A 24,852-nucleotide genomic window follows, 5' to 3' on the forward strand; every position below is an offset into this window, starting at 1 on the left:
CGCGAGCGCACACACGCGCTCGCACGTGCGCACACGTGCATGAATTGACCTTACCAAAAAATTTTGCCGTGCCCAAAACACCCGCCGCAAAGTCCACCCCCCCACGTCAGCGCATCCAGACGCGCCGCTCCGGCGTGCACGGCAAAGGGGTCTATGCCCTGGTCGATCTGGCCGAGGGCGAAACGCTGATCGAGTACACCGGCGAGATCATCAGCTGGGACGAAGCGCTGGAGCGCCACCCGCACGATCCCAAGGACCCCCACCACACCTTCTACTTCCACATCGACGAGGACCGGGTGATCGACGCCAAGTACGGCGGCAACTCCTCGCGCTGGATCAACCACAGCTGCGACCCCAACTGCGTGGCCGACGAGGAAGGTGGCCGCGTCTTCATCCGCGCGCTGCGCAACATCCCCGCCGGCGCCGAGCTGTTCTACGACTACGGCCTGGTGATCGACGAGCCCTACACCAAGAAACTCAAGGCCAACTACCCCTGCTGGTGTGGCAGCGCCAACTGCCGCGGCACGCTGCTGACCCCCAAGGGCAAAAAGCGCTGAGCGCGGTCACGCGATGAACCCGTTGCACGCCTCGCTCAACCACCACGCCGAACGCGTGTGGGAGGCCGTGGCACCCGGCCTGCCGGGCTTTTCGGTCGAGGTGCTGGCCGAGATCGACTCCACCAACACCGAACTCATGCGCCGCGCCCGCACCGATGTGCTGGCCCCCACGCTGCTGGTGGCGCTGGCGCAGACGGCGGGCCGGGGGCGCCGTGGCAAGGCCTGGGTCAGCGCACCGGGCGACTCGCTCACCTTCTCGCTGGGCCTGCCACTGACACCGGCCAACTGGAGCGGCCTGTCGCTGGCGGTGGGCGTGAGCCTGGCCGACAGCCTGCACCCCGAGGTGCGCCTGAAATGGCCCAACGACCTGTGGTGGGCCGGCCGCAAGCTGGGCGGCATCCTGGTGGAAACCGCCAACCCGGGCGCCAACCAGGGTGCCGGGCGCTGCGCGGTGGTCGGCGTGGGCCTGAATCTGGCCACCCCCGCGCTGCCCGAGATGCCCGCCACCGAGATGCCCGCCCTGCCCCCCGCCGGCCTGCGCGAATGCCTGCCCGGCCTGGAGGCCGGCGCCCTGCTGCTGCGCGTGCTGCCGGCGCTGGTGCGCGACCTGCAGGCTTTTGAAGCCCTGGGCTTCGAGGCCTTCGCCCAGCGTTTTTCGCAGCGCGACGCCTTGCTGGACCAGGCCGTGCGCACCTCAGACGGCCTCGAAGGCACGGCCTGCGGCGTCGGCACCGACGGCTGCCTGCGCGTGCTGACGACGCAAGGCATGCGCGACGTCAGCAGCGCCGAAGTGAGCGTGCGCCCGTGCTGAGGCTGTTCGCGCTGCTCCTGCTGTTGGCCAACGCCGGCTACTTCGCCTGGAGCCAGGGCCACCTGCGGCCCCTGGGCTGGGGCCCGGTGGAGCAGCGCGAACCCGACCGGCTGCGGCAGCAGGTGGCGGCCGACCAGTTGCAGGTGATCGCGCCCAAGGGCGGTGCGCCCGCGGAGACGCCGGCGCCGGCCAGGCCCGACACGCCCGAGGCGGCGCCCGCGGCGGTGGCAGGGCCCACCAGCTGCCAGCAGGTCACCGGCCTGAGCGCGGCACAATCCGACGCCCTGCAGGCCGCCTTGAACGGCGCCGGCCTCGACGCCAGCCGCTGGAGCCGCGACGAAGCGGTGCTGCCCGAACGCTGGATCGTCTACATCGGCAAGTTTCCCAGCGCCGACCTGCTGAACCGCAAGAAGACCGAGCTGCGCAGCCTGCGCGTCGATTTCCGCGAGGTGAACGTCCCGGCCCTGCAGCCCGGCCTGGCGCTGGGCACCTACTCCACCGAGGCGGCCGCCCAGACCGCCCTGCAGGACCTGGGCCGTGCCGGCGTGCGCTCCGCCAAGGTCACCAAGGAACGCGAGGAGCAGCGCAGCGTCACGCTGCGCCTGCCGGCGCTCACGGCCGCCGAGCGTGGCGCCGTGGAAGGCCTGGGCGCCCCGCTGGCGGGCAAGACGCTGGTGGCCTGCGGCACCTGAGCCACGGCGGCCTCCGGCCCGCTGACACACCGCAGTCACAACACCGCCGTCACCGCGTCAAAACCGCGCGCCACCATGGCCGTTCACCCACAGGGGATGCGCACGGCATCCCTGTCTTGAACGAGGAACCCACGGTGCGCTTCACATCCCTTGCCTTCACCCCGATCGCGCTGGCCAGCGCGCTGCTGGCCCACGCCCCGCTGCGCGCCGACCAGGCCTACCCGGCCACGCTGGCCGGCCATGCCGTGCTGCCGGCCAAGACCTTCATCGCCGCGCCGGCGTCGGCCCCACAGGACCTGCGGACCAGCGGCAAGTTCACCCTGCCGGCGCGGGTGGACACGCTGGCCAGCGTCGAGGGCCGTTCGGCCGGGCGCCCCACCGGCGTCTCGCTGCCCTTCCAGGGCCAACCCGTCCAGGGCCATTCGGGCATCAAACACATGGCCGACGGCAGCTACTGGCTGCTGACCGACAACGGCGCGGGCAACAAGGCCAATTCACCCGACTTCATGCTCTTCCTCAACCACTACCGGGTGGACTTCAAGAGCGGCCAGTTCAAGCGCCTGGGCACGGTCTTCCTGCACGATCCCGACAAGAAGGTCCCCTTCCGCATCGTCCACGAGGGCACGAAGGACCGCTTCCTGACCGGTGCCGACTTCGACACCGAAAGCTTCCAGTTCGCCGGTGGCTCGCTGTGGATAGGCGACGAGTTCGGCCCCTACCTGATCCAGGCCGACATGAAGGGCCGCGTGCTGGCGGTCCACGAGACCCAGGTGGACGGCAAGGTGGTGCGTTCACCGGACCACCCGGCGGTGCGCACGCCCGGCGTGCCGGGCGGCGAGGTCAAATTCCAGGTCGCGCGCTCCAAGGGCTTTGAGGGCATGGCCGCGTCGCCCGACGGCAGCAAGCTCTACCCGCTGCTGGAAGGCGCCCTGTGGGATGAGGCCGGCCAGGCGCTCGAACAACTGGACGGCCAGCCCTACCTGCGCGTGCTGGAGTTCGACGTGAAGGCTGGCCGCTGGACCGGCCGCCACTGGAAATACGTGCTGGAGGCCAAACACCACGCCATCGGCGACTTCAACATGCTGGACGACAGCACGGCCCTGGTCATCGAACGCGACAACGGCGAGGGCACGCCCGACAAGGCCTGCACCACAGGCCAGCAGCGCGACAACTGCTTCCACGACCTGCCGCGCTTCAAGCGCGTCTACAAGATCGAGATGGGCGAAGCCCACGTGGGTGGCGCCGTGCGCAAGATCGGCCACATCGACCTGCTCAACATCCAGGACCCGCAAGGGCTGGCCCGCAAGCCGCTGACCGAGGGCGTGCTGCAGTTCCCGTTCTTCACCATCGAGAACGTGGACCGCGTCGACGCCCGGCACATCGTGGTCGGCAACGACAACAACCTGCCCTACTCCAGCAGCCGCGAACCCAACCGGGCCGACGACAACGAGCTGGTGCTGCTGGAAGTGGGCGACCTCCTGAACGCCCGCTGAAACAACAACGGCGCCCCGAGGGGCGCCGTTGGCGTGTGGGGCGAAGGCCCGCTTACTGGCTGACCACGCGCACCATCTCCAGGCACTTGTTGGAGTAGCCCCACTCGTTGTCGTACCAGCTCACCAGCTTGACGAAGGTGCCGTCCAGCGCGATGCCGGCGTCGGCGTCAAAGATGCTGGTGCGGGTGTCGCCACGGAAGTCGGTGGCCACCACCTTGTCCTCGGTGTAGCCCAGGATGCCCTTCAGGGCCCCTTCGCTCTGCGCCTTCATCTCGGCCTTGATCTCGTCGTAGCTGGCCGATTTCTCCAGCTCCACCGTCAGGTCCACCACCGACACGTCGCTGGTCGGCACGCGGAAGCTCATGCCGGTCAGCTTCTTGTTCAGCGAGGGGATCACCACGCCCACGGCCTTGGCCGCGCCGGTGCTGCTGGGGATGATGTTCTCCAGGATGCCACGGCCGCCGCGCCAGTCCTTGTTGCTGGGGCCGTCCACGGTCTTCTGCGTGGCGGTGGCGGCGTGCACGGTGGTCATCAGGCCGCGCTTGATGCCCCACTTGTCGTGCAGCACCTTGGCCAGCGGGGCCAGGCAGTTGGTGGTGCAGCTCGCGTTGGAGATGATGGCCTCGCCCTTGTAGGTGGCGTGGTTGACGCCGTAGACGAACATCGGGGTGTCGTCCTTGGAAGGCGCAGACAGGATGACCTTCTTGGCGCCTGCGTCCAGGTGCTTCTGGGCCGTGGCCTTGTCCAGGAACAGGCCGGTGGATTCGATCACGACGTCGGCGCCGACCTCGTTCCACTTCAGGTTGGCGGGATCGCGCTCCTGCGTCAGGCGGATCTTCTTGCCGTTGACGATCAGGGTGTTGCCCTCGACCGACACGGTGCCCTTGAAGCGGCCGTGCACCGAGTCGTACTGCAGCATGTAGGCCAGGTAGTCCGGCTCCAGCAGGTCGTTGATGCCCACAACTTCGATGTCAGCGAAGTTCTGCAGTGCGCTGCGCAGCACGTTGCGCCCGATGCGGCCGAAGCCGTTGATGCCGATCTTGATGGTCATGTCGAGTACTCCTGGAGGTTGAAACGGAAAGCCTTACTTGGCCAGCACCTTGCGCACGGTGTCGGTCACGTTGTCTGGGGTGAAGCCGAAGTGCTTGAACAGCACCGGCGCGGGGGCGGATTCGCCGTAGGTGTCGATGCCGACCACGGCGGCCACGCCGTATTTCCACCAGCCGTCGGTCGAGCCCATTTCCACCGCGATGCGGGGCAGGCCGGCCGGCAGCACCGACGCCTTGTAGTCGGCGGTCTGGCGGTCGAAGGTGGTGGTGCTGGGCATGGAGACCACACGCACGGCGATTTTGTGCGACTTGGCCAGCTGTTCCTGCGCCTTGAGCGCGAGCTGCACTTCGGAGCCGGTGGCGATGATGACGGCCTGGGCCTTCTTCTTCAGGCCCACTTCGGCGGGCTCGGCCAGCACGTAGGCGCCACGGCTGATGTCGCCCAGCTCGTGTTTGGGCGCGTAGGGCAGGTTCTGGCGGCTCAGCAGCAGGGCGGTGGGCCGGCTGCGGTTTTCCAGCGCCACGGCCCAGGCCACGGCGGTCTCGGCGGTGTCGGCGGGGCGCCAGACGTCGAGGTTGGGGATCAGGCGCAGGCTGGCCGCGTGTTCGATGGACTGGTGCGTGGGACCGTCTTCGCCCAGGCCGATGGAGTCGTGGGTGAAGACATGGATGACACGCTGCTTCATCAGCGCGGCCATGCGGATGGCGTTGCGCGAGTAGTCGCTGAAGGTCAGGAAGGTGCCGGCGTAGGGGATGAAGCCCCCATGCAGCGCGACGCCGTTCATGATGGCGGCCATGCCGAATTCGCGCACGCCGTAGTTGATGTGGCGGCCACCCTGGCCGGCTTCGTTTTTCACGACCGCACCGGCCGCATCAAAACGCAGGCTGGGCGTGGCCTTGGTGTTGGTCAGGTTGGAGCCGGTCAGGTCGGCGCTGCCGCCCAGCATTTCGGGCAGGGCGGCGGTGAAGGCTTCCAGCGCGATCTGGCTGGCCTTGCGGCTGGCCACGGTTTCGGCCTTGGTGTGGGCGCCGATGGTGGCGTCCACCGCCACCTGTGCGAACGACTTGGGCAGGTCGCCCTTCATGCGGCGCACGAATTCCTTGGCCAGCTCGGGGAAAGCGGCCTTGTAGGCGGCGAACTGCTCATTCCAGGCGGCCTCAAAGGCCTTGCCCTGGGCCTTGGCATCCCAGGCGGCGTAGACCGGCTTGGGGATGACAAAGGGCTCGTGGGTCCAGCCCAGCGCTTCGCGGGTGAGCTTGATTTCCTCGGCGCCCAGCGGCTCGCCGTGGGCCTTGGCGGTGTTGGCGCGGTTGGGGCTGCCCTTGCCGATGCTGGTCTTGCAGCAGATCAGGGTGGGTTTGTCGGTGCTGGCCTTGGCGCTGCGGATGGCGGCATCCACCGCATCGGTGTCGTGGCCGTCGACGTCGCGGATCACGTTCCAGCCGTAGGCCTCGAAACGCTGCGGCGTGTTGTCGATGAACCAGGGCGTGACCTGGCCGTCGATGGAGATGCCGTTGTCGTCGTACAGGGCCACCAGCTTGTTGAGCTTCCAGGCACCGGCCAGGGCGCAGGCTTCGTGGCTGATGCCTTCCATCAGGCAGCCGTCGCCCAGGAACACGTAGGTGTGGTGGTCGACGATGGCGTGACCTTCGCGGTTGAACTCGGCGGCCAGCAGCTTCTCGGCCAAGGCCATGCCCACCGCGTTGGTGACACCCTGGCCCAGCGGACCGGTGGTGGTCTCCACGCCGGGGGTGATGCCGACTTCGGGGTGGCCGGCGGTCTTGCTGTGCAGCTGGCGGAAGTTCTTCAGCTCGTCGATCGGCAGCTTGTAACCGCTCAGGTGCAGCAGCGCGTAGATGAGCATGGAGCCGTGGCCGTTGGACAGCACGAAGCGGTCGCGGTTGGCCCAGGCCGGGTTGGTCGGGTTGTGCCGCAGGTGGCGGCCCCACAAGGCCACCGCCATGTCGGCCATGCCCATGGGCGCGCCGGGGTGGCCCGAATTGGCCTGCTGCACGGCGTCCATGGCCAAGGCGCGTATGGCGTTGGCCAGGGTCTGGGGGGAAACAGGGGAAGCGACGGCGGTGTCGGTCATGAAAACCTCGGGTGGAATGGGCCCAGGCGAAAAACCGGCGCGCAGACGCGCGGCCTGGGGCAAACCCGGAATTTTACCGGCTGGCGCCGGGCGGGCCCTGGCGTGCCTCAGCGCGCGCGCCGAGGCAGGTCGCTGAAACGCCAGAGCCCCAGGCGCTTGTCGGCATAGACGCCACCCGTGTGGTGACAGCGTTCGTCGATGAGCGCCAGCGGCGCGGGGAAGCCGAAGGGCGGGCGCTGCAGGTTGAGCGGGCGCCAGCCCCCCGTGTCGATGTCCTCGTTCGGCCGCTCCTCCACGAAGGTGGTGGCGAGCAGGTAGGTGGCGCCCGTGCGCCCCAGGTTGTCGAGCGCGGCGACGATGTCCTCGAGGCGGAGGTGGACCAGGGCGTCCCGGCAGAGCACGAGGTCGGCCTGGGGCAGCCGCTGGGTCACGAGATCGCGGCAGAGGAATCGCCGGGAAGGCGCGGCGTGGCGGCGGCGGTTGGCCTCGACCAGGCCGGGCACGATGTCCACGCCGATGTAGCGGGGCACGCTGTCGGCCAGCGGGCCGGCCCAGTTGAAGTCGCCGCAGGGCACGTCCAGCAGGGTGTGGACCTCCAGGGACCCGACGAGGGCGACCAACTCCGGCAGGAACGAGGCCGCCCGCTCCCGCGTGGAGCCCGGCCCCGAGACCGACTCGCCCTCACCCCAGCCCCGCGTTCGATGGATGTCGCTGAAGACGCGCCGCATCTCGCGGCCCTTCCTCCACAGCATCGGGAATTTCAGCATGGTCACCTTGTTGTCTGACGTTGGGCCAATGATGGACCAGCGCGACCAAGCGGCCCGGCGCGGCTGCCGAAGCCTCAGCCCAGCTTGGCCAGGATGGCGTTCATTTCGTCGCGGTTGAAGGCGCGCATCGTCTGCATGCGCACATTGCCCGCCGAGGCGATGGCCAGCGAAAAAGCGGTGGCCGAGCTGTCGTCCGGCGCCTCGATGAAGGCCACCAGGTCGTACTGGCCCTGGGTCCAGTACAACTGCGTCATGCGGGCGCCGAAGCGGCCCGCGGCCTCCTTGACGGCATCGGCGCGCTGGGTGGTGGCCTTGATGCTGCGCAGGCCCTGGTCGGTGAAAGTCGTGAGTGCGATGTAGGTGACCACGGTGATCTCCTGGAAGGTGATGGGGCCTTGCACACGACACGGGACGGCCAGCGTTGGCCCCGGGAGACTGGTCGACACACGTCGGCGCGGGTCGGGCGCCGAACCCGCCAGCCTACGCCGGCCGTGCCGCCGCGTCCATGCCCGCCGGGCGGACCAAACCGGTGGAAATGACAGAATGCCCGCAACATGCAGACAACGCCCTCGCCCCAGACCCCCCCACCCGCGCAAGCCCTCATCCTCGCCGCCGGCCGGGGCGAGCGCATGCGTCCCCTGACCGACCACACGCCCAAGCCGCTGCTGCGGGTGCGGGGCCAGCCGCTGATGGCCTGGCCACTCGAAGCGCTGGCCCGCGCCGACATCACCCAGGTGCTGACCAACACCGCCTGGCTGGGCGAGCAGATCGAGGCCGAATTCGGGGACCGGCTGCGCTACTCGCACGAAGGGCGCGACTTTGGCGGCGCGTTGGAAACGGCAGGCGGCATCGCCCGCGCACTGCCGCAGCTTGCCGAGGTGTTCTGGGTGGTGGCCGGCGACGTGTTCGCCCCCGACTTCGTGTTTGCGCCCGAGGCCCTGGCGCGCTTTCGCGCCAGCGACGCCCTGGCCCACCTGTGGCTGGTGCCCAACCCCGCGCACAACCCCCGTGGCGACTTCGGCCTGGCACCGGACGGGCGCGCCCTCAACGGCGACGGGCCCGACGGCCAGCGCTTCACCTACAGCACCATCGGGCTGTACCGCCGCGCCTTGTTCAAAGCGCCCTGGTGCGACATCCCGTGCGGCAACCCGGCCGGCGTGAAGGCCCCGCTGGCACCACTGCTGCGCCGGGCGATGGACAATGGATGCATCAGCGCCGAATTGCACCACGGCCCCTGGACCGATGTGGGCACGCCCGAGCGCCTGGCCCAACTCAACACCGTCGCCCACCCATGACCGACACCACCCCCTACGCCCAGCGCCGAGCCCGCGTGGCACAAGCCATCGGCCCCAACGGCATCGCCCTGATCCCCACCGCGCTGGAGCGGCCGCGCAACCGCGACACCGACTTCATCTACCGGCACGACAGCTACTTCTATTACCTGACCGGCTTCACCGAACCCAACGCCTTCCTGGTCATCACCGGCGATGGCCGCAGCACCCTGTTCTGCCAGGCCAAGGACCTGGAGCGCGAGATCTGGGACGGCATCCGCCTCGGGCCCGACGCCGCGCCGGCGGCCCTGGGCGTGAGCGCCGCCCATGCCATCGGCGAGCTCGACGCCCAGCTGCCCAAGCTGATCGAGAACCGCGACACCGTGTGGTTCCCCTTCGCCATCCACGCCGGACTGGAAGCCCGCGTGGGCGGCTGGCTGGAGCGGGTGCGGGCCCGCGTGCGTTTCGGCGCCATCTGCCCAGAGCAGCAGCGCGACCTGTGTGGTGTGCTCGACGAGATGCGCCTGGTCAAGGACGCCCACGAGCAGGACGTGATGCGCCGCGCCTCCCAGATCAGCGCGGACGCCCACATCCGCGCCATGCAGCGCTGCGCCGCCATGCTGCGCGCCGGCCAGGACGTGCGCGAATACCACCTCGACGCCGAGCTGCTGCACGAATTCCGCCAGCACGGCTCGCAATACCCGGCCTACGGCAGCATCGTCGCCGCCGGCGCCAACGCCTGTGTGCTGCACTACCGCGCCGACGCCGCCCCCGTGCGCGACGGCGAGCTGGTGCTGATCGACGCCGGCTGCGAACTCGACGGCTACGCCTCCGACATCACCCGCACCTTCCCCGCCAACGGCCGCTTCAGCGGCCCACAGCGCACGCTCTACGAGCTGGTGCTGGCCTCACAAGAGGCGGCCATCGCGGCCACGAAAGCGGGCGCTCGCTTCACCGATCCCCACGAGGCCACCGTCAAGGTGCTGGCCCAGGGCATGCTCGACGTCGGGCTGCTCGACAAAAACCGGGTCGGCGGCCTGGACGACGTGATCGAGCGGCGCGCCTACTTTCCCTTCTACATGCACCGCACCGGCCACTGGCTTGGCATGGACGTGCACGACTGCGGCAGCTACGTGGAGCCGGGCGAGGTGGGCCAGGTCAGCGAACGCAAGGACCCGCTGAGCGGCGAGACCATCACCAACCGCCCCAGCCGCATCCTGCGCCCCGGCATGGTGCTGACCATCGAGCCCGGCCTCTACGTGCGCCCGGCCGAAGGCGTGCCCGAGACCTTCCACAACATCGGCATCCGCATCGAGGACGACGCCATCGTGACCGACACCGGCTGCGAGCTGATCACCCGGGGCGTGCCGGTGCACCCGGACGAGATCGAGCGCCTGATGCGGGGCTGAGCCGTCCGCGCGATACCAACTGTTTCATTTGAACGGCGCCCAAGCGCCACACATTGCTCACTAATTATGTGAAAAAATGTGAAACATGAAACAAGGCGCAGCGATCAGCAGGCGTGTGGTGCTGGGCACCGCCGCGGCTGTGCCCATGGCGGCCCTGGCCGACAACCACCGCAAGCTGCGGGTGCTGGCCTGGCCCGGCTACGCCGACCCGGACGTGGTGCAGGCCTTCGAGCAACGCATGCAGGCCGAGATCGAGCTGACCCTGGTCGACACCGACGACGCCCTGTGGCAACGCGTCAGCGCCCGCCAGGGGCGCGATTTCGACATCTTTGCCGTCAACACGGCCGAACTGCAGCGCTACATCGCGGCCGGGCTGGTGACCCCGCTGGATCCGTCGGCCATCCCGCGCCGGGCCGACCAGTTGCCACGGTTTCGCGAGCTGGACACCATCGCCGGCCTGGTGCATGGTGGCCAGGCCTACGCCATCCCCTACACCTACGCCGAGATGGGGCTGATCCACGACCGGCGCCAGCTGTCCCAGGCGCCCACCTCGCTGCAGGCGCTGTGGGATCCCCAGTGGCGAGGCAAGGTCCTGTGCCACAACGGTGGCGCCCACAACATTTCGCTGTCCGCGCTGTCGCTGGGCCTGCCCTCGCCGTTCCAGATCGGCGCCAACGACTGGCCGCGCGTGGTGGACCGGGTCATCGGACTGCGGCGCAATGTGCTCGGCTTCTATGGCTCGCCCGAGGAGTCGGTGCGGCTGTTCAAATCGCGCGGGACGGCCCTGATGCTGGCCAACTACGGCTCGCAACAGGTGCAGCTGCTCAAGGCCGCTGGCCTGAGCGTGGGCTACAGCGTGCCCCAGGAGGGCGCCCTGGCCTGGCTGGACTGCTGGGCCTTGACCGCCGGCGCGCGCAACCCGGCGCTGGCCATGCAATGGATCAACTACCTGCTGGAACCCGGCCCGGGCGGGGTGCTGCTGGGCCGGCAAGGCCTGGCCAACACCACCACGCCGTCGCCCTTCCACCGCCCCGACGATCGCCTGCTGTGGCTGGAGCCGGTGGAAGACCCGGAGCGGCGCACCCGGCTGTGGCGGCGTGTCCTGGCCGGTGACCGGGCGGCCAAGGTGCTGGCCGCATGAGGTTTGGCATTGCCACCAAGCTCGGCGTGCTGCTGGCCTTGGTGGGCATGCTGGCCGCCGGCATCACCGGCTACAACGCCTTTCAGGTCAGCCGCAGCATGCTGGTCGAGGCGGCCAAGGACAAGCTGCTGACTTCCACACAGGTGCTGGCACGTCGCATCACCCTCAACCGGGAGGAGGCCTCGCGCAACCTGATGGTGCTGGCGCAGCACCCGGCCACGCTGGCGGTGCTGGAGAATCCCGGCCCCTCCACCGCCCAGCAGGTCGCGCAGCTGAGCGAACTCTTCTCACTGCTGATGCAGGTGCAGCCGGCCTACCAGCAGGTTCGCCTGATCGACGCCGTGGGCTATGGCCTGGAGCGGGTGCGGGTCGACCGCGGCCCTGTCGGTCCGGCTCCGGTCGACCTGGAAGACCTGCAGGAAAAGGGGCATTTCGACTACGTGTCCGAAACGCTGAAGCTGCCGGCCGGCCACACCTACATGTCGCGCCTGAGCACCAGCCACGACGGCCACACCGACCTCGGCGACGGCCGCCCGACCCTGCAGCTGGCCATGCCGGTGGTGGGCTCGCAGGGCCGCAACCGGGGCGTGGTGGTGATCAACCTGGACGTGAAGGGCATGTTCGACCTGCTGGCCCAGGACCTGCCGGAGAACTTCCGGCTGTTCTTCGCCAACAGCGAGGGCGACATCCTCATCCACCCCGACCCGGACAAGACCTTCGGCTTCGACAAGGGCCGGCGGGTGCTGATCCAGGACGAGTTCCCGGCCACCGCCGCCATGGTCCGGGGCGAATTGAACCAGGCCGTGTTCGACGCCCGCCAGGGCGCCCACGCCGAGCTGCCGGTGGTCGCCGCCTTCCTGTCCCAGGGCGTGGTCACGGTGTCCGACGAAACCCGCGTGCTGCTGGGCCTGGCGCAACCGCTGGACGAGGTGCTGGCGGCCTCCGACCGCCTGGGCTGGCTGGTGCTGCAGATCGTCGGCGTCCTGTGCGTGGCCAGCGGCCTGGTCGCGCTGTGGATGGGCCGCGCGCTGACCCGCCCCATCAACGCCATCAACCGCGCCGCGCAACAGGTGGCCAGCGGGCTGCCGCCGGGCGAACTGCCCACCGAACGCCGCGACGAGATCGGCGCGCTGGCGCGCACCTTCCGCGACATGCGCGTGCAGATCAACGAGCAGATCAGCGAGTTGCGCGACAACCAGGACGAACTCGAACACCTGGCCCAGCACGACCCGCTGACCGGACTGCCCAACCGGCGCAAGTTCCAGGAACGGCTGGACCTGGCGTTGGCACAGGCGCGCCGTTTCCCGCAGCGGGTCTGTGTGCTGTTCATCGACCTCGACCGCTTCAAGCTCATCAACGACAACGTCGGCCATGACGCTGGCGACGCCGTGCTGCAGGCGGTGGCGCGGCGCCTGAAGGCCATGCTGCGCGAGGTGGACACGGTGGCGCGCATCGGCGGCGACGAGTTTGTGGTGGTGCTGGGTGCGCCAGCCACCGACGAACAGCTCGACGCCATCGCCGCCAAGCTGCTCGACGGTCTGCGCGAACCGGTGGACTTCGAACACCAGCGGCTGGAACTGGGCTGCAGCATCGGCATCGCGATCTACCCCGACCACGCCCACAGCGCCGTCGACCTGCTGGCCGCGGCCGACCAGGCCATGTACCGCGCCAAGACCGCCGGGCGCAACACCTACCGCATCGCGCAGCCGGTGCACACGCTCCCCACTTGAGCACGGACCCGCCGCTCGTCGGCGTGGCCTCAAGTCGGGCGCCACGGCGCCGATCTCGACCCCACCATGAAGATCGAAAGCGCCTCTGTGTCGCTGCACAGCCAGCAGGCCCAGGTGAACCACCGGGAAGTGCAGGAACACCTGCGGGTGTGGCGTGGCAACACGTCGCTCGATCTGAGCCGCAACAGCCGGGCGGACAGCGCCTCGGCCTCGCTGGCCTGGTCACGCTCGTCCGTGGTGACGCAGCTGTCGCAGGCGGCACAGGCACTGCCGGCCCCGGCCCCCGCAGCCCCCCAGGACCAGGGCGAGCCGGTGGCCACCGACCCCAAGCTCGAACCGCTGATCCGGCTGGTCGAGCTGATCACCGGGCGCAAGGTGCGGACCTTCCATGCCGAGGACCTGCAGGCCCGTGCCCAGCGCCCCGCCGATACGGCCGGCCAGCCCCAGCGCGCCGGCTGGGGGCTGCGCTACGACCGCACGGAAACCCGGTACGAGGCACAGCACACCCAGGTGCAGGTCGAAGGCGTGGTGCACACCCGTGACGGCCGCGAGATCGCGTTTGCCCTCTCGCTGGAGATGCACCGCGAATACCTGCAGACCAGCAGCGTGTCGCTGCGCGCGGGCGACGCGCTGCTGAAGGACCCGCTGGTCATCCATTTCGACGGCCCGGCGGGTGAACTGTCCGACCTGCGCTTCGACTTCGATCTCGACGCCGATGGCCGGACCGAGAACCTCGGCTTTGTCGGTGCCGGCAGCGGCTTCCTGGTGCTGGACCACAACGGCAACGGCAGGGTGGACAACGGCCGCGAGCTGTTCGGCGCGCTCAGCGGCGATGGCTTCGCCGATCTGGCCGCGCTGGACAAGGACGACAATGGCTGGATCGACGAGAACGACCCCGCCTTCGCACGTTTGCAGGTGTGGCAGAAGGACGCCCAGGGACAGGACCTCCTGCGCGGGCTGCAAGAGGCCCAGGTCGGCGCCCTCTACCTGGGCCGCGTGGCCAGCCCCTTCTCGGTGCGCGATGCCCAGAACCAGACCCTGGCCGAGGTGCGCAGCACCGGCGTCTACCTGCGCGAGGACGGCGCGGCCGGCGCGCTGCAGCAGATCGACCTGGCGGTGTGAACCTCAGGCCGCCTCTCAGGCCGGCCCCATGCCAAAGCGGTCCGCCCGCGCCGGGGCCCAGAAATCGGTGAACACCCGGTGCTGGCCCTCGGTGCTGTCCTGCAGCAGGGCACCGGGGCGCACCTGGGGCAGCAGGTTGGACAGCAGGCGAACGTCGTTCTCGTTGACCCGGCGCACGATGTGGTGGGCGGTGATGTCGCTGGGGTGTTGCAGGCCGGCCGCCTGCACCAGCTCCTGCAAGGCTTTCAGCGTGTTCTGGTGGAAGTTGAACACCCGCGTGGTCTTGTTGCCGACGTCCAGCGCCTGCTGGCGCACCGGGTCCTGTGTGGTCACGCCCGTGGGGCAGTGGCCGGTGTGGCAGGCCTGGGCCTGTATGCAGCCCAGCGCGAACATGAAGCCGCGCGCGCTGTTGCACCAGTCGGCCCCCAGCGCCATGGCGCGGGCGATGTCGAAGGCGCTGACCACCTTGCCGCCACAACCGATCTTGATGCGGTCGCGCAGGTTCACACCAACCAGCGTGTTGTGCACCAGCAGCAGGCCTTCCTGCAGCGGCGCGCCCACGTGGTCGGTGAACTCCAGCGGCGCCGCCCCGGTGCCGCCTTCGGCGCCGTCGACGACGATGAAGTCCGGCGTGATGCCGGTCTGCAGCATGGCCTTGACCAAGCCAAACCACTCCCAGGGGTGACCGACGCAGAACTTGAAACCCACCGGCTTGCCTTCGCTCAGGGTCCGCAGGCGGGCGATGAAGCTCATCATCTCCAGCGGTGTGGCAAAAGCGCTGTGCGCGGCCGGTGAGACGCAGTCCTGCCCTTCGGGCACGCCCCGCGCGGCGGCGATCTCGGCCGTGACCTTGGCGCCCGGCAAGACGCCGCCGTGGCCCGGTTTGGCGCCCTGGCTGAGCTTGAGCTCGATCATGCGCACCTGGGGGTCGAGCGCGTTGGCCCGGAATTTCGCCTCGTTGAAGCTGCCGTCGTCGTTGCGGCAGCCAAAGTAGCCCGAGCCGATCTCCCAGATCAGGTCGCCGCCGTGCACGCGGTGCCAGGCCGAGATCGAGCCTTCGCCGGTGTCGTGGGCGAAGCGGCCCTTTTTCGCGCCCGCATTGAGCGACTGGATGGCGTTGGCGCTGAGGGCGCCAAAGCTCATGGCCGAGATGTTGAACAGGCTGGCTTCGTAGGGCTGGGCACAGGCAGGCCCGCCGATGGTGAGCCGGAAGTCGTGGCTGTCCACGCGGCTGGGCATCATGGCGTGGTTGAGCCACTCGTGGCCGTCGGCCTTGACATCGAGCTGGGTGCCAAAGGGCCGTTTGTCGGTCTCGCCCTTGGCGCGCGCATAGGCCAGGCTGCGCTGCGAGCGCGAGAAGGGCGTGGCTTCGGTGTCGCTCTCGATGAAGTACTGCCGCATCTCGGGCCGGATCTTCTCCAGCATGAAGCGCAGGTTGCCAATCACGGGGTAGTTGCGCCGCACCGCGCTGTAGGTCTGGCGCAGGTCGCGCACGCCCACCACCGACAGCCCGCCGAACACGAGCAGCGCCCAGAACCCGACCCGGAACGCGATCAGCGTGAACAGGCTCAGCAGCGCGCACACCACACACAGCGCCAAGGCGGTGTAGCGCACCGGGTAGATGGCATTGAGTTTGTCCAGCATGGCGCGCTCCTGCGGTCGGTTGGCGGCCATCATAAGGCCCGATCGCCGTACACTCGGTGCCCCGTTACCGACCGACACGCCGCGATGAACACCGATACCTCCGCCAGCGCCACCGCCATGCATCCCGACGATTTCGACGCCCTGGACGGCATCCTCGACGACCTGCGCGAACGCCATGACGAGATTCCGCAATGGGAATTCTGCGAAGGCTTCATCGCCGCGCTGATCTGCTGCCGCCGGGCCATCATGCCCAGCGAATACTTCCCCGTGCTGTTCGGCGACGGCGAGGATGGCGGCATTTCAACCAGCGGCCTGTTCCAGGACCAGGCGCAGTTCACCCAGTTCATGACGCTGTGGACCCGGCGCTGGAACGAGGTGGCGCAAGCGCTGGCGACACCGGTGGAGTCGCTGGACGACGAACGCGCCTACTCGCCCGAGGTGGTGGACATCCGCGGCGCCGTGGCCTGCCTGAGCGAAGAGGAGCGCGCCGCCATGGGCGACGACCCGCTGCCCAGCTTCGGCCAGGTGTGGGCGCTCGGCTTCATGTTCGCGGTGGAGAACTGGCCCGAGGAATGGGCGCCGCCGCGCGACCGCGACGCCGCCAAATGGCTGGACGAATCGCTGGAAACCATCGTGGCCCTGAGCGAGGACGACACCGGCGAGCCCACCGTGTCCATGTACAAGGAAGACGGCCCGCCCAGCGTGAGCGAGGACCGCATCAACCAGTTCGGCGAAGGCATCTGGGCGGTCTACGACCTGGCCGAGATCTGGCGCAACACCGGCCCACGCGTGGAGACCGTGCGCAAGGAGGCCGAACCCGGCCGCAACGACCCTTGCCCGTGTGGCAGCGGCAAGAAGTACAAGAAGTGCCACGGGGCGGGGTGAAGTTGGCCTGGGCTTAGGCGGGGTGGGGCTTTGGGGTTGCCGCCTTGTCTCGACCCGCTGCGATGCTTATTGGGGGATGTTCGGGTGGCGGGGATGCAGCGGGTGCTGCCTCTTGTTGCCGAGGCTCGGCCGGTCAGTAACTGCTGCTTAGCTGCCGCTGACACAATGAGCCCCGGCGGGTTTCACCAACGATGACAGTCGACTCTGTCAAATCTCAGTTTGCTCAGAGATTTCAAGTGCGTCATCGACGTCGATACCAAGGTAACGCACCGTTGACTCCAACTTTGCGTGGCCCAGGAGTAATTGAACCGCCCGGAGGTTCTTTGTGCGACGATAGATCAGAGTGGCTTTGGTTCTCCGCATAGAGTGGGTTCCGTAGTCGGCCCGGTCCAATCCCAACTCCTCAACCCAATTCCCCAGAATCCTGGCGTACTGCCGAGTTCCTAGATGGGGAGACTCGTGAAGCCGGCTCGGGAACAGGAAGTCCTCCGACTGCAATTTCGCGTGCTTGATCCATGCCTGTAGCGCATCCCGCGTGGCGGCCGTGATCTCAAACTGAACTGGCCGTTGAGTCTTGATCTGCATCACGATGGCACGTGTTGCCACCTGATCACCGTGGCACACGTCTCAGACCTTGAGCGCAACAAGGTCACAGCCGCGGAGCTTGCTATCAATGCCCAGGTTGAAGAGCGCCAACTCGCGAACGCGACCTTCCATCTGGAGGCGAACGCGCAGCGCCCAAATGTCTTTCAGCTTAAAGGGCGCTTTCTGCCCAACAAGCTTTCCCCTATTCCATGGCTCACGATGGATTTGGTTTCCAGCGGATTCCATGATGATCTCCTATTGAGTTGAGGGACCAGCAGACTGCGCTCAATTCAACAACTTCGGTCAGGCTCACCATGCCTGAGCCACGGAAATACCCTCCGCATCCGGCAGTCAATGACTCCTTTGAACTGCGGCTGAATAGGCTACGATGTCGAATATCGGCCAAATGCGGACATCGATTCAATGCAGAAGCAGAAGATTACTCGCACCGGACGAACGCTAGGAGCTCTCGCCTGCCTCGGTATTGGCGGCGTTTTCTGGTGGGTTTGCTGGATGGAGGGCAGCGCAGGCGTTGGCGTCTTCATCTTTTTGATACAGGCTGCGCTGGCGCTCTATCTTCTGTACGCGAGTGATGAGTGCCTGGAGCGTACTCCTTGGTGGATATTCTGGTGACGTCTGCTTCGGGCCCTTAGCGGACCTAACCCGGCTCTGTCGATTTCTTCCCCAATGGGGCCATTCTGCCGGTCGAGACGGCTTTCCACAGGCAATAGAAACCTAGTCCGGCAATCGCAATGGCACCCCCGCCAAACGCTGCAGTGGACACCCAAAAGAAGATAGGCTGCTCGACACGTTCGACCATCAGCGTGGAGCGAGTTAGAGCAAGCCCTTTTCCCGTGATGAGTCCTTCCAACACGATACCTAAACCAACGGCGGAGAGAGAAACGAGACAGGCGCCACTGACGCCTATTGCGGCTCGATTTCTCTTTTTTAAGCCTAGAGTTAGCAAGAGAGCAGGCGGCATTGACAGAAGGACCCCGAAAAGTCCGTACTCGATTAGCTGGGCCGAGACGATGCTCAAAAGTTGCATGTACAAAGGTGCGATCAATGTCCGCTTTTGGCCGATGCCTGACATCCTAGCCCAAGTTCATCGATGAATTCATCAGGTGCCGTCTGATTCAAGGACCGGTTTGTCGCGCAGGGGTCATTGGACCAGCCGTTGCCGGGCGGCGGCAATCAGCCAATTTTGTTGAAAAACTCGTTTCGACGCCCCGGTCGGGTCGTCGTTTTCTGTCAGTGAGGATGATTTTGTTTGTTGGGTCGCACGCTTTTGGCGACTATCCCTCCACTTGATCCCCTTTACCTCGCTATCGCCGCCTGCATGCCCGTTGCAAGTGGCAGCCACTTGGCCATTCTTCGCAGGTTCTGCGCCGTGGCCGCCAAGATGAACTCGTCGCGTGCACCTGCCAAGCCGCGCAGCCGCAGTCGGTCGAGCTTGAGGATGCGCTTGAGATGGGCGAAGAGCATCTCAACCTTCTTGCGCTGTTTGCTCGATTGCTTGAACTCATCTGTTTGTGCAATCTGTCGAGCAACGTCACGAGCACCCTCATAGATACTGCGAGCGATCTTGCGATGCGGGGTATTGGGACAGCACTCCAGTTTGCGCGAGCAATTGCTGCAGTCAAGCGAGCTGGCCCGATACACGATGGTGTCCGCCTGTGTCACATGGTCGCGTGGATTCTTGAACCGCCGCCAGTTCGACTTCAACGGCTTACCTTCCGGGCAACGGTACTCATTGGCGGTCTCATTCCAAAGAAACTCGCTGCTCGACAGGGTCTCGTCCTTGCGCTGGGTTCTGTCCCAGACCCTGACGTGCGGTGCAATCCCTTTATCGTTGACCATCCAATCAAGCATCGGCGCTGTGCCATAAGCGGTATCGCCCACCAGTCGACTGGGTTTGATACCGAATCGGTCTTGCACACGTTGCACCATGGCCTTGGTGGCTTCCACCTCCAGCGTGCGATGCGCCTGCGTGGCTTCGACATCCACGATGATTCCCGCCTCCAGATCGATGAGATAGTTGGTGGAGTAGGCAAAGAAGGCGGGGCCACCTGGCGCTGCGGTGTATCTGGCTTGTGGGTCCGAAAGAGAAACTGTTCTGGGGTTGGCTATGGGGACCGTATCGCTTGAGACCGGATTGGTATCTTCCAGCGCTGCAAGGTACTCGCGTACCGCACGACTTGGCTTGTCGCCTCCCGGCCAATCCTTGGGATCTTCAGGCGTTGTCACGTTGGCCCGATTGGCATCGGCCTTGATGACGCTGGCATCCACGGCGAAGCCTTCACCACGAACCAGTCCCTCGGTCATGCATCGACCCAGAACGACTTCAAACACATGACGGAAGGCTTCGCTCTCGCGGAACCGGCCGTGGCGGTTCTTTGAGAAGGTGGAGTGATTGGGGATTTTGTCTTCCAGTCCGAGCCGGCAGAACCACCGATAGGCCAGATTCAGATGCACCTCCTCGCATAGTCTGCGCTCGGAGCGGATGCCGAAGCAATACCCAATGACCAGCATTCGGATCATCAGTTCGGGATCGATGGATGGCCGTCCTGTGTGGCTGTAGAACGGCGCAAGATGTTCGCGCAAAGTGCTGAGGTCGAGGAACTGGTTGATGCCCCTCAGCAAATGGTCGGATGGGATGTGCTCTTCCAAGTTGAAGGCATAGAAGAGCTGATCCTGGTTCGCCGTGTGACCCATCATGGTTTGCACCTCCGTCAAGGAGAAACCGCATGCAAGTCACGGGCCAGACAACTCAAAAATCAGTGTTTTTCAACAGAATTAGCCTATTCCAGCCAAACAGCACCGCCTTGCACCAAGCCGCAGCTGGCAGCCCGCCTCACCCCAGAATCTCAAACGGCCCGCCCTTTTCCAGCGCCCGGTGGTAAGCCGGGCGCGCGTGGATGCGCTCCAGCCAGTCCATCAGGCGCGGGCGGCTGTTGTCGAGGCCGGCGCGGGCAGCGGCGGCTTCGAGCGGGAAACTCATCTGCACGTCGGCGGCGCTGAAGGTATCGCCGGCAAACCAGTCGGCGTCCTTCAGCTCGGCCTCCAGGTAGTCGAGATGGCGCTCGATGTTGGGGCTCACGAAGGCGCCCTTGACCTTGGCCGAGATGGCTTTGGCGATGGGCTTGGCGAAGAAGGGCATGGGTGCTTTCTCCACCTGGTCGAACACCAGCTTCATCAGCAGCGGCGACATCAGCGAGCCTTCGGCGTAGTGCAGCCAGTAGCGGTAGCGCAGGCGTTCGGGCGTGCCCACTGCGGGGGCCAGGGCGCCTTCGCCATAGCGCTCCACCAGGTACTCGATGATGGCGCCCGACTCGGCCAAGGTGAGCTTGCCGTCGGTGATCACCGGTGACTTGCCCAGGGGATGCACCTTCTGCAGCTCGGGCGGCGCCAGCATGGTCTTGGGGTCGCGCTCGTAGCGCTGGATGCGGTAGTGCACGCCCAGCTCCTCGAGCAGCCACAACACACGCTGCGACCGCGAGTGGTTGAGATGGTGGACAACGATCATGGGTTGGTCTTTCCAAAAAAGGCGAGCAGTTCGGCGGCGGTGGCCTCGGGCCCTTCCTCGGGGATGAAGTGGCCGGCGTCCATGGCCCAACCGCTGACCGTGGCGCCACACTGCGCCCGCCACAGGGCCAGCGGATCGAACAGGCGCTGCACCACGCCCTTGGCGCCCCACAGCACCAGCGTGTCGCAGGCGATGCGCTCACCGCGCTCGCGGCTGGTGCGGTCGTGTTCGAGGTCGATGCCGGCGCTGGCGCGGTAGTCCTCGCAGGCGCTGTGGATGGCCTCGGGCCGGCAGAAGCAACGCTCGTACTCGGCCAGCGCCCCGGCTTCGATGTGGCCCAGGCCGCCCGCACCCCAGCCGCCGAGCTTGGCGTGCAGGTAGGGCAGGGCGCTGCCGCCGATCATGGTTTCGGGCAGGGGAGCGGGCTGGATCAGGTGGAACCAGTGGTAGTAGGCGCGGGCAAACGCCATGTCGGTGGCGGCGTACATGTCCAGGGTGGGCGCGATGTCGATCACACACAGGCGCTGGACCCGCGCCGGGTGGTCCAGCGCCAGCCGGTGCGCCACGCGCCCGCCGCGATCGTGCCCACACAACAGGAAACGGTCCACACCCAGCGTGTCCATCACCGCCACCACGTCGGCCGCCATGGCGCGTTTGCTGGCCTGGGCGTGGTCGGGCGTGCCGGGCAGGCGGCTCGAGTCGCCGTAGCCGCGCAGATCGGGCAGCACCAGGCGGAAGTGGGGGCGCAGGGCTTGCGCCACGCGCCGCCACATCACGTGGGTCTGCGGAAAGCCGTGCAGCAGCACCAGGACCGGCCGCCCGCTGTCCCAGTCGGCGCTCAGGCGCAGGTGTTGTGTGACGCCGTTGACCTGCACGTCGCGGGCCTCGAACCCGGTCCAGTCGAGGGTGTTCATGGCTGGCCTGGCAGCGCGAGGAACTTGTCGAGGTTGGCCCGGGCCTGGGCACCCACCTTGCGCCGGAACCAGGGCATCCAGCCCAGCAGCCAACCGGGCGCACCCAGCGCCTGGCGCGACCATGCCCAGAAGTCGAAGCGGTCGCGGTGGCGGCAGATCAGCCCTTGCGCGTTGAACTCGAAACGCGCATCGATGCGATTGAGCACCAGGCGGTTGGTGGCGCTGAAGCGGTAATGCGCGTCCCAGTGCGCCTGGCCGCTGCGGGCATCGGCCACAACGCCGCTGACTTCCAGGCGCCAGTCGTCGCGACCTTTGGCCCGGGTGGCCGCGCACAACATGCGCCACATGCCACCGGCCTCGTGTTGGCCCTTGAGCTGGAAGACTTCGTCCTCGAACACCACGTCGGGCGCGTAACACGCGGCCATGGTCTCGGCGTCCAGGCGGGCGAATGCCTCGTAGAAGCGCTGGATCGTCTGCTCGTTGGGATGCATGGCCACTCCTCGCAAGCTCGACACGGCCTGCGCCCGGCCATCCTACAGCCGCGCCAGCAGGCCGGCCAGCGCGTGCTGCACCGTGGCGGCGCGCACGGCGGCGCGGTCGCCGTCAAAGCGCCGGTGTTCGCTGTGGGTGACGCCGTGCACGCACCAGCCGAACCAGACCGTGCCGACCGGCTTGTCGGCACTGCCGCCGGTGGGACCGGCGACGCCGGTGACCGCGACCGACAGCTGGGCTGGCGACCGCGCCACCGCGCCCTCGGCCATGGCGCGGGCGACCGGCTCGCTGACCGCACCAAAGGCGTCGATCAGTGGGGCGGGAACACCGAGCAGCTCGGTCTTGGCGGCGTTGGAATAGGTGACGAAGCCGCGCTCGAACCAGTCGCTGGACCCACTGAGTTCGGTGCAGGCGCCAGCAATCAGCCCGCCGGTGCAGCTTTCGGCCGTGGCCAGCATCAGGCCACGTGCGCGCAGCACATCGGCCAGTCGGGCGCAGAGGTTGGGGGTGTCCATGGGCGGTGGGGTCAGAAGCGCCACAGTGCGATCACCAGCAGCGTGCAGAAGGCCGCCACGAGGTCGTCGAACATGATGCCCCAGGCGCCACGGGCGCCGAAGCCCTTGAACAGCTGGTCGGCCCAGCGCACCGGCTGCGGCTTGACCGCATCGAAGAAGCGGAACAGACCAAAGGCCGCTGCCTGGCCCCACAGGCCCATGGGCATGGCCAGCCACAGCACCAGCCAGATGGCGACGATCTCGTCGATGACGATGTGGCCCGGGTCGGCCACGCCCATGTGCAGGGCGGTCACCTCGGCGGCCCACCAGCCGCCCAGCGTCGCCAAGACCAGGGTGGCGGCCCACTGGACGTCGGTCGGTTGCCAGAAGGTCTGCAGCAGCAGGAAGGCCGCCCAACCCCACAGCGTGCCCACGGTGCCGGGGGCCTTGCGGCTCAGGCCCGAGCCGGCGCCCAGCGCGATGAAATGCGCCGGGTGCGCCAGCAGGAAGCGCAGGTCGGGGCGCACGAGGGGAGGGAAAGCGGGCGTCATGGGGCCGGATTATCGGCGCCACGCGGCACCTGGCCCGCCACCTCGCCCGAGAGCCACCGGGCCCAGTGCTCGGTGCAGGCGCGCACCTTGGGCAGGCGGTGGCGCTCGGCCAGCATGACGGCGTAGATGGGCACGCGGCTGCGGTCGAACCAGTCGTCGAGCAGCGGCACCAGCGCGCCGCGGGCGATGTGGCCGCCGGTGTAGATGTCGTTGAGCCGGCCGATGCCGACCCCGGCCAGGGTGAGCGACAGCAGCATGGCCGAGTTGTCGGTGCGCGTGTGGCCACGCGCCAGGTAGGCCGGCGCGCCGTCGGGCGAACGCCCCGCCGCCCAGGGCCAGCGGTTCATGGCCGGGCTGGCGCTGTTGGTGATCAGGCGGTGCCGCGCCAGCTCGTCGGGGTGGCGCGGCGTGCCAAAACGCGCCAGGTAGGCCGACGCGGCACACAGCTGCCGGCCATGCTGGGCGATCTGGCGCGCCACCAGGTTGTCGCCGTGGGCGCTGCCGGTGCGGATGGCGATGTCCACCCCCTCGCGCGCCATGTCGACCATGCGGTCGTCGGCCAGCACCTCCACCTGCAGCTGCGGGTGGGCCTCGTACAACGAGGGCAGGCTGGGCACGATGACGTTCTCGGCCAGGCCGGGGCTCACGCTCAGGCGCACCCAGCCGCTGGGGCCGGCGCGCTTGTGCCGGAAGGCCGCCGCCAGCTCGTCGCGCGTGTCCAGCAACCGGCGCGCGTGGGCGGCAAAGGTGTCGCCCTCGTCGGTGAGGCTCAGGCCGTGGGTGGTGCGGTGCATCAGGCGCACGCCACACTGCGCCTCCAGCCGGGCCAGGGCGCGCGAGACCCCGCTGGCCGGCGCATGGCGCTCGCGCGCGGCCGCCGACAGGCTGCCCAGCTCGGCCACGCGCAGGAAGAGGGCGGCCTCGTCCAGATCGAGTTTCATGGTGGGCATTCTCTTTGGCTTTGCAAAATTTGCAAAGCCATTCTGCGTTTCAGGCCGTTTCCGTCCGTTGCCCACATCAATAAAGTGGAAGCCATACCCACCCAGGAGCTTGCCATGTCCCCCAGCACCCCATCCCCGACCGACTACTTCGCCTCGACACGCCACCAGGCCAACCGCCTGCGGCGCGCCGCCATCGACCAGGCCTGGGACGCCCTCGGCCGGCTGCTGCGCCGGGCCCTGCGCCGAATGGCCTGACCCCGGAGACGCACCATGCCCTATCTGCATCTCGCGCTCAGCCACACACCCCCGGCCGACCGCCGGGCCGCCGTGGCCCAGGCCCTCACCGATCTCACGGTCGAGCTGCTGGGCAAGCGCCGCGAACTCACCGCCCTGGCCATCACCCCGGTGCCGCCCGGCCAGTGGTTCGTGGGCGGCACGGCGCTGGCGGGGCAGAGCTACCAGCTCGACATCAAGGTCACCGAGGGCACCAACACCGCCGACGAAAAGGCCCGCTACATCGCTCAGGTGCACGCCACGCTGGAATCCCTGCTCGGCCCGATGGCGGCCGCCAGCTACGTGGTGGTGGACGACGTGGATGGGCGTGCCTGGGGCTACCAGGGCAAGACCCAGGCCGCACGGCGGCAGGCCCGTCCCCAGGCCGTGCTGTAGGGATGCCACCGGGGTG

At 67.7% G+C, this 24,852-nt stretch carries 25 protein-coding genes and 1 pseudogene; 13 read left to right on the top strand and 13 right to left on the bottom strand.

Annotated features, from left to right (window positions below; translation table 11 throughout):
• The first annotated feature begins 68 nt into the window (after positions 1-68).
• From AAHB17_RS13610 to AAHB17_RS13625, 4 genes are all read left to right on the top strand, one after another.
• Complete coding sequence (locus AAHB17_RS13610; protein ID WP_342131153.1) at positions 69-557, top strand: SET domain-containing protein; 489 nt, start codon at positions 69-71, stop codon at positions 555-557.
• Positions 558-570: 13 nt separating this feature from the next.
• Positions 571-1,368, top strand: coding sequence for a biotin--[acetyl-CoA-carboxylase] ligase (locus AAHB17_RS13615; RefSeq protein WP_342131155.1), 798 nt, complete (start codon positions 571-573; stop codon positions 1,366-1,368).
• Positions 1,362-2,060 carry an SPOR domain-containing protein gene (locus tag AAHB17_RS13620; RefSeq protein WP_342131156.1) on the top strand — a complete coding sequence of 233 codons (699 nt, stop codon included), beginning with the start codon at positions 1,362-1,364 and terminating at the stop codon, positions 2,058-2,060. The genes AAHB17_RS13615 and AAHB17_RS13620 overlap by 7 nt, the downstream gene beginning before the upstream one ends.
• A gap of 134 nt (positions 2,061-2,194) precedes the next feature.
• Positions 2,195-3,553: an esterase-like activity of phytase family protein gene (locus AAHB17_RS13625; protein ID WP_342131157.1), complete on the top strand. Its 1,359-nt coding sequence runs from the start codon at positions 2,195-2,197 to the stop codon at positions 3,551-3,553.
• A gap of 52 nt (positions 3,554-3,605) precedes the next feature.
• On the opposite strand, the gene gap is transcribed toward AAHB17_RS13625, so the two are convergent.
• The 4 genes from gap to AAHB17_RS13645 all read right to left on the bottom strand — a co-directional run bounded on the left by gap (position 3,606) and on the right by AAHB17_RS13645 (position 7,830).
• A complete protein-coding gene (gene gap, locus AAHB17_RS13630) occupies positions 3,606-4,604 on the bottom strand; it encodes a type I glyceraldehyde-3-phosphate dehydrogenase (protein WP_342131158.1) in 999 nt (332 codons plus the stop codon).
• A gap of 33 nt (positions 4,605-4,637) precedes the next feature.
• Entirely contained in the window at positions 4,638-6,695 is a 2,058-nt protein-coding gene (tkt, locus tag AAHB17_RS13635) for a transketolase (RefSeq protein ID WP_342131159.1), read from the bottom strand.
• Between the two features lie 107 nt (positions 6,696-6,802).
• The gene (locus AAHB17_RS13640; protein ID WP_342131161.1) at positions 6,803-7,462 is read right to left on the bottom strand and encodes a class I SAM-dependent methyltransferase; all 660 of its coding nucleotides are present in this window, start codon (positions 7,460-7,462) and stop codon (positions 6,803-6,805) included.
• 74 nt (positions 7,463-7,536) lie between these two features.
• Positions 7,537-7,830, bottom strand: a complete 294-nt coding sequence (locus AAHB17_RS13645) for a GYD domain-containing protein (protein WP_342131163.1) — start codon at positions 7,828-7,830, stop codon at positions 7,537-7,539.
• 186 nt (positions 7,831-8,016) lie between these two features.
• On the opposite strand from AAHB17_RS13645, the gene AAHB17_RS13650 reads away from it, so the two are divergent.
• From AAHB17_RS13650 to AAHB17_RS13670, 5 genes are all read left to right on the top strand, one after another.
• The gene (locus AAHB17_RS13650) at positions 8,017-8,757 is read left to right on the top strand and encodes a nucleotidyltransferase family protein (protein WP_342131165.1); all 741 of its coding nucleotides are present in this window, start codon (positions 8,017-8,019) and stop codon (positions 8,755-8,757) included.
• Positions 8,754-10,142 (top strand): aminopeptidase P N-terminal domain-containing protein, encoded by a 1,389-nt coding sequence (locus tag AAHB17_RS13655; protein ID WP_342131167.1) that lies wholly within the window; start codon positions 8,754-8,756, stop codon positions 10,140-10,142. Before AAHB17_RS13650 ends, AAHB17_RS13655 begins: the two co-directional genes overlap by 4 nt.
• Positions 10,143-10,227: 85 nt before the next feature.
• Positions 10,228-11,283, top strand: coding sequence for an extracellular solute-binding protein (locus AAHB17_RS13660; RefSeq protein ID WP_342131169.1), 1,056 nt, complete (start codon positions 10,228-10,230; stop codon positions 11,281-11,283).
• Positions 11,280-13,013: a diguanylate cyclase domain-containing protein gene (locus AAHB17_RS13665; protein ID WP_342131170.1), complete on the top strand. Its 1,734-nt coding sequence runs from the start codon at positions 11,280-11,282 to the stop codon at positions 13,011-13,013. Before AAHB17_RS13660 ends, AAHB17_RS13665 begins: the two co-directional genes overlap by 4 nt.
• Before the next feature lie 66 nt (positions 13,014-13,079).
• Positions 13,080-14,135, top strand: coding sequence for a hypothetical protein (locus AAHB17_RS13670; RefSeq protein WP_342131171.1), 1,056 nt, complete (start codon positions 13,080-13,082; stop codon positions 14,133-14,135).
• A 15-nt stretch (positions 14,136-14,150) separates the two neighbouring features.
• On the opposite strand, the gene AAHB17_RS13675 is transcribed toward AAHB17_RS13670, so the two are convergent.
• Positions 14,151-15,779, bottom strand: a complete 1,629-nt coding sequence (locus AAHB17_RS13675) for an FMN-binding glutamate synthase family protein (RefSeq protein WP_342131172.1) — start codon at positions 15,777-15,779, stop codon at positions 14,151-14,153.
• Between the two features lie 84 nt (positions 15,780-15,863).
• Between AAHB17_RS13675 and AAHB17_RS13680 the strand changes: the two genes are divergently transcribed.
• Entirely contained in the window at positions 15,864-16,664 is an 801-nt protein-coding gene (locus tag AAHB17_RS13680; RefSeq protein ID WP_342131173.1) for a YecA/YgfB family protein, read from the top strand.
• Between the two features lie 207 nt (positions 16,665-16,871).
• Here AAHB17_RS13680 and AAHB17_RS13685 read toward each other — a convergent pair.
• Positions 16,872-17,495 (bottom strand): annotated as a pseudogene (locus AAHB17_RS13685) (tyrosine-type recombinase/integrase).
• 177 nt (positions 17,496-17,672) lie between these two features.
• Here AAHB17_RS13685 and AAHB17_RS13690 point away from each other — a divergent pair.
• Positions 17,673-17,882, top strand: a complete 210-nt coding sequence (locus tag AAHB17_RS13690; RefSeq protein ID WP_342131174.1) for a hypothetical protein — start codon at positions 17,673-17,675, stop codon at positions 17,880-17,882.
• 684 nt (positions 17,883-18,566) lie between these two features.
• Here AAHB17_RS13690 and AAHB17_RS13695 read toward each other — a convergent pair.
• From AAHB17_RS13695 to AAHB17_RS13725, 7 genes are all read right to left on the bottom strand, one after another.
• The gene (locus tag AAHB17_RS13695; RefSeq protein ID WP_342131175.1) at positions 18,567-19,967 is read right to left on the bottom strand and encodes an IS1182 family transposase; all 1,401 of its coding nucleotides are present in this window, start codon (positions 19,965-19,967) and stop codon (positions 18,567-18,569) included.
• 136 nt (positions 19,968-20,103) lie between these two features.
• Positions 20,104-20,775, bottom strand: coding sequence for a glutathione S-transferase family protein (locus tag AAHB17_RS13700; protein WP_342131176.1), 672 nt, complete (start codon positions 20,773-20,775; stop codon positions 20,104-20,106).
• Positions 20,772-21,689 (bottom strand): alpha/beta fold hydrolase, encoded by a 918-nt coding sequence (locus AAHB17_RS13705; RefSeq protein ID WP_342131177.1) that lies wholly within the window; start codon positions 21,687-21,689, stop codon positions 20,772-20,774. Before AAHB17_RS13705 ends, AAHB17_RS13700 begins: the two co-directional genes overlap by 4 nt.
• Complete coding sequence (locus AAHB17_RS13710; protein ID WP_342131178.1) at positions 21,686-22,180, bottom strand: nuclear transport factor 2 family protein; 495 nt, start codon at positions 22,178-22,180, stop codon at positions 21,686-21,688. The genes AAHB17_RS13705 and AAHB17_RS13710 overlap by 4 nt, the downstream gene beginning before the upstream one ends.
• 42 nt (positions 22,181-22,222) lie before the next feature.
• Positions 22,223-22,696, bottom strand: coding sequence for a CinA family protein (locus AAHB17_RS13715; protein WP_342131179.1), 474 nt, complete (start codon positions 22,694-22,696; stop codon positions 22,223-22,225).
• A gap of 11 nt (positions 22,697-22,707) precedes the next feature.
• Positions 22,708-23,226: a phosphatidylglycerophosphatase A family protein gene (locus AAHB17_RS13720; RefSeq protein ID WP_342131180.1), complete on the bottom strand. Its 519-nt coding sequence runs from the start codon at positions 23,224-23,226 to the stop codon at positions 22,708-22,710.
• A complete protein-coding gene (locus tag AAHB17_RS13725) occupies positions 23,223-24,167 on the bottom strand; it encodes a LysR family transcriptional regulator (protein ID WP_342131181.1) in 945 nt (314 codons plus the stop codon). The genes AAHB17_RS13720 and AAHB17_RS13725 overlap by 4 nt, the downstream gene beginning before the upstream one ends.
• Positions 24,168-24,281: 114 nt before the next feature.
• Between AAHB17_RS13725 and AAHB17_RS13730 the strand changes: the two genes are divergently transcribed.
• Together AAHB17_RS13730 and AAHB17_RS13735 are read left to right on the top strand one after the other, a co-directional pair.
• Positions 24,282-24,422, top strand: coding sequence for a hypothetical protein (locus AAHB17_RS13730; protein WP_342131182.1), 141 nt, complete (start codon positions 24,282-24,284; stop codon positions 24,420-24,422).
• A gap of 15 nt (positions 24,423-24,437) precedes the next feature.
• Complete coding sequence (locus AAHB17_RS13735; RefSeq protein ID WP_342131183.1) at positions 24,438-24,836, top strand: tautomerase family protein; 399 nt, start codon at positions 24,438-24,440, stop codon at positions 24,834-24,836.
• Positions 24,837-24,852: the final 16 nt, after the last annotated feature.

The sequence above is a fragment of the Hydrogenophaga sp. OTU3427 genome (assembly GCF_038440225.1).
Classification (GTDB): Bacteria; Pseudomonadota; Gammaproteobacteria; order Burkholderiales; family Burkholderiaceae_C; genus Hydrogenophaga.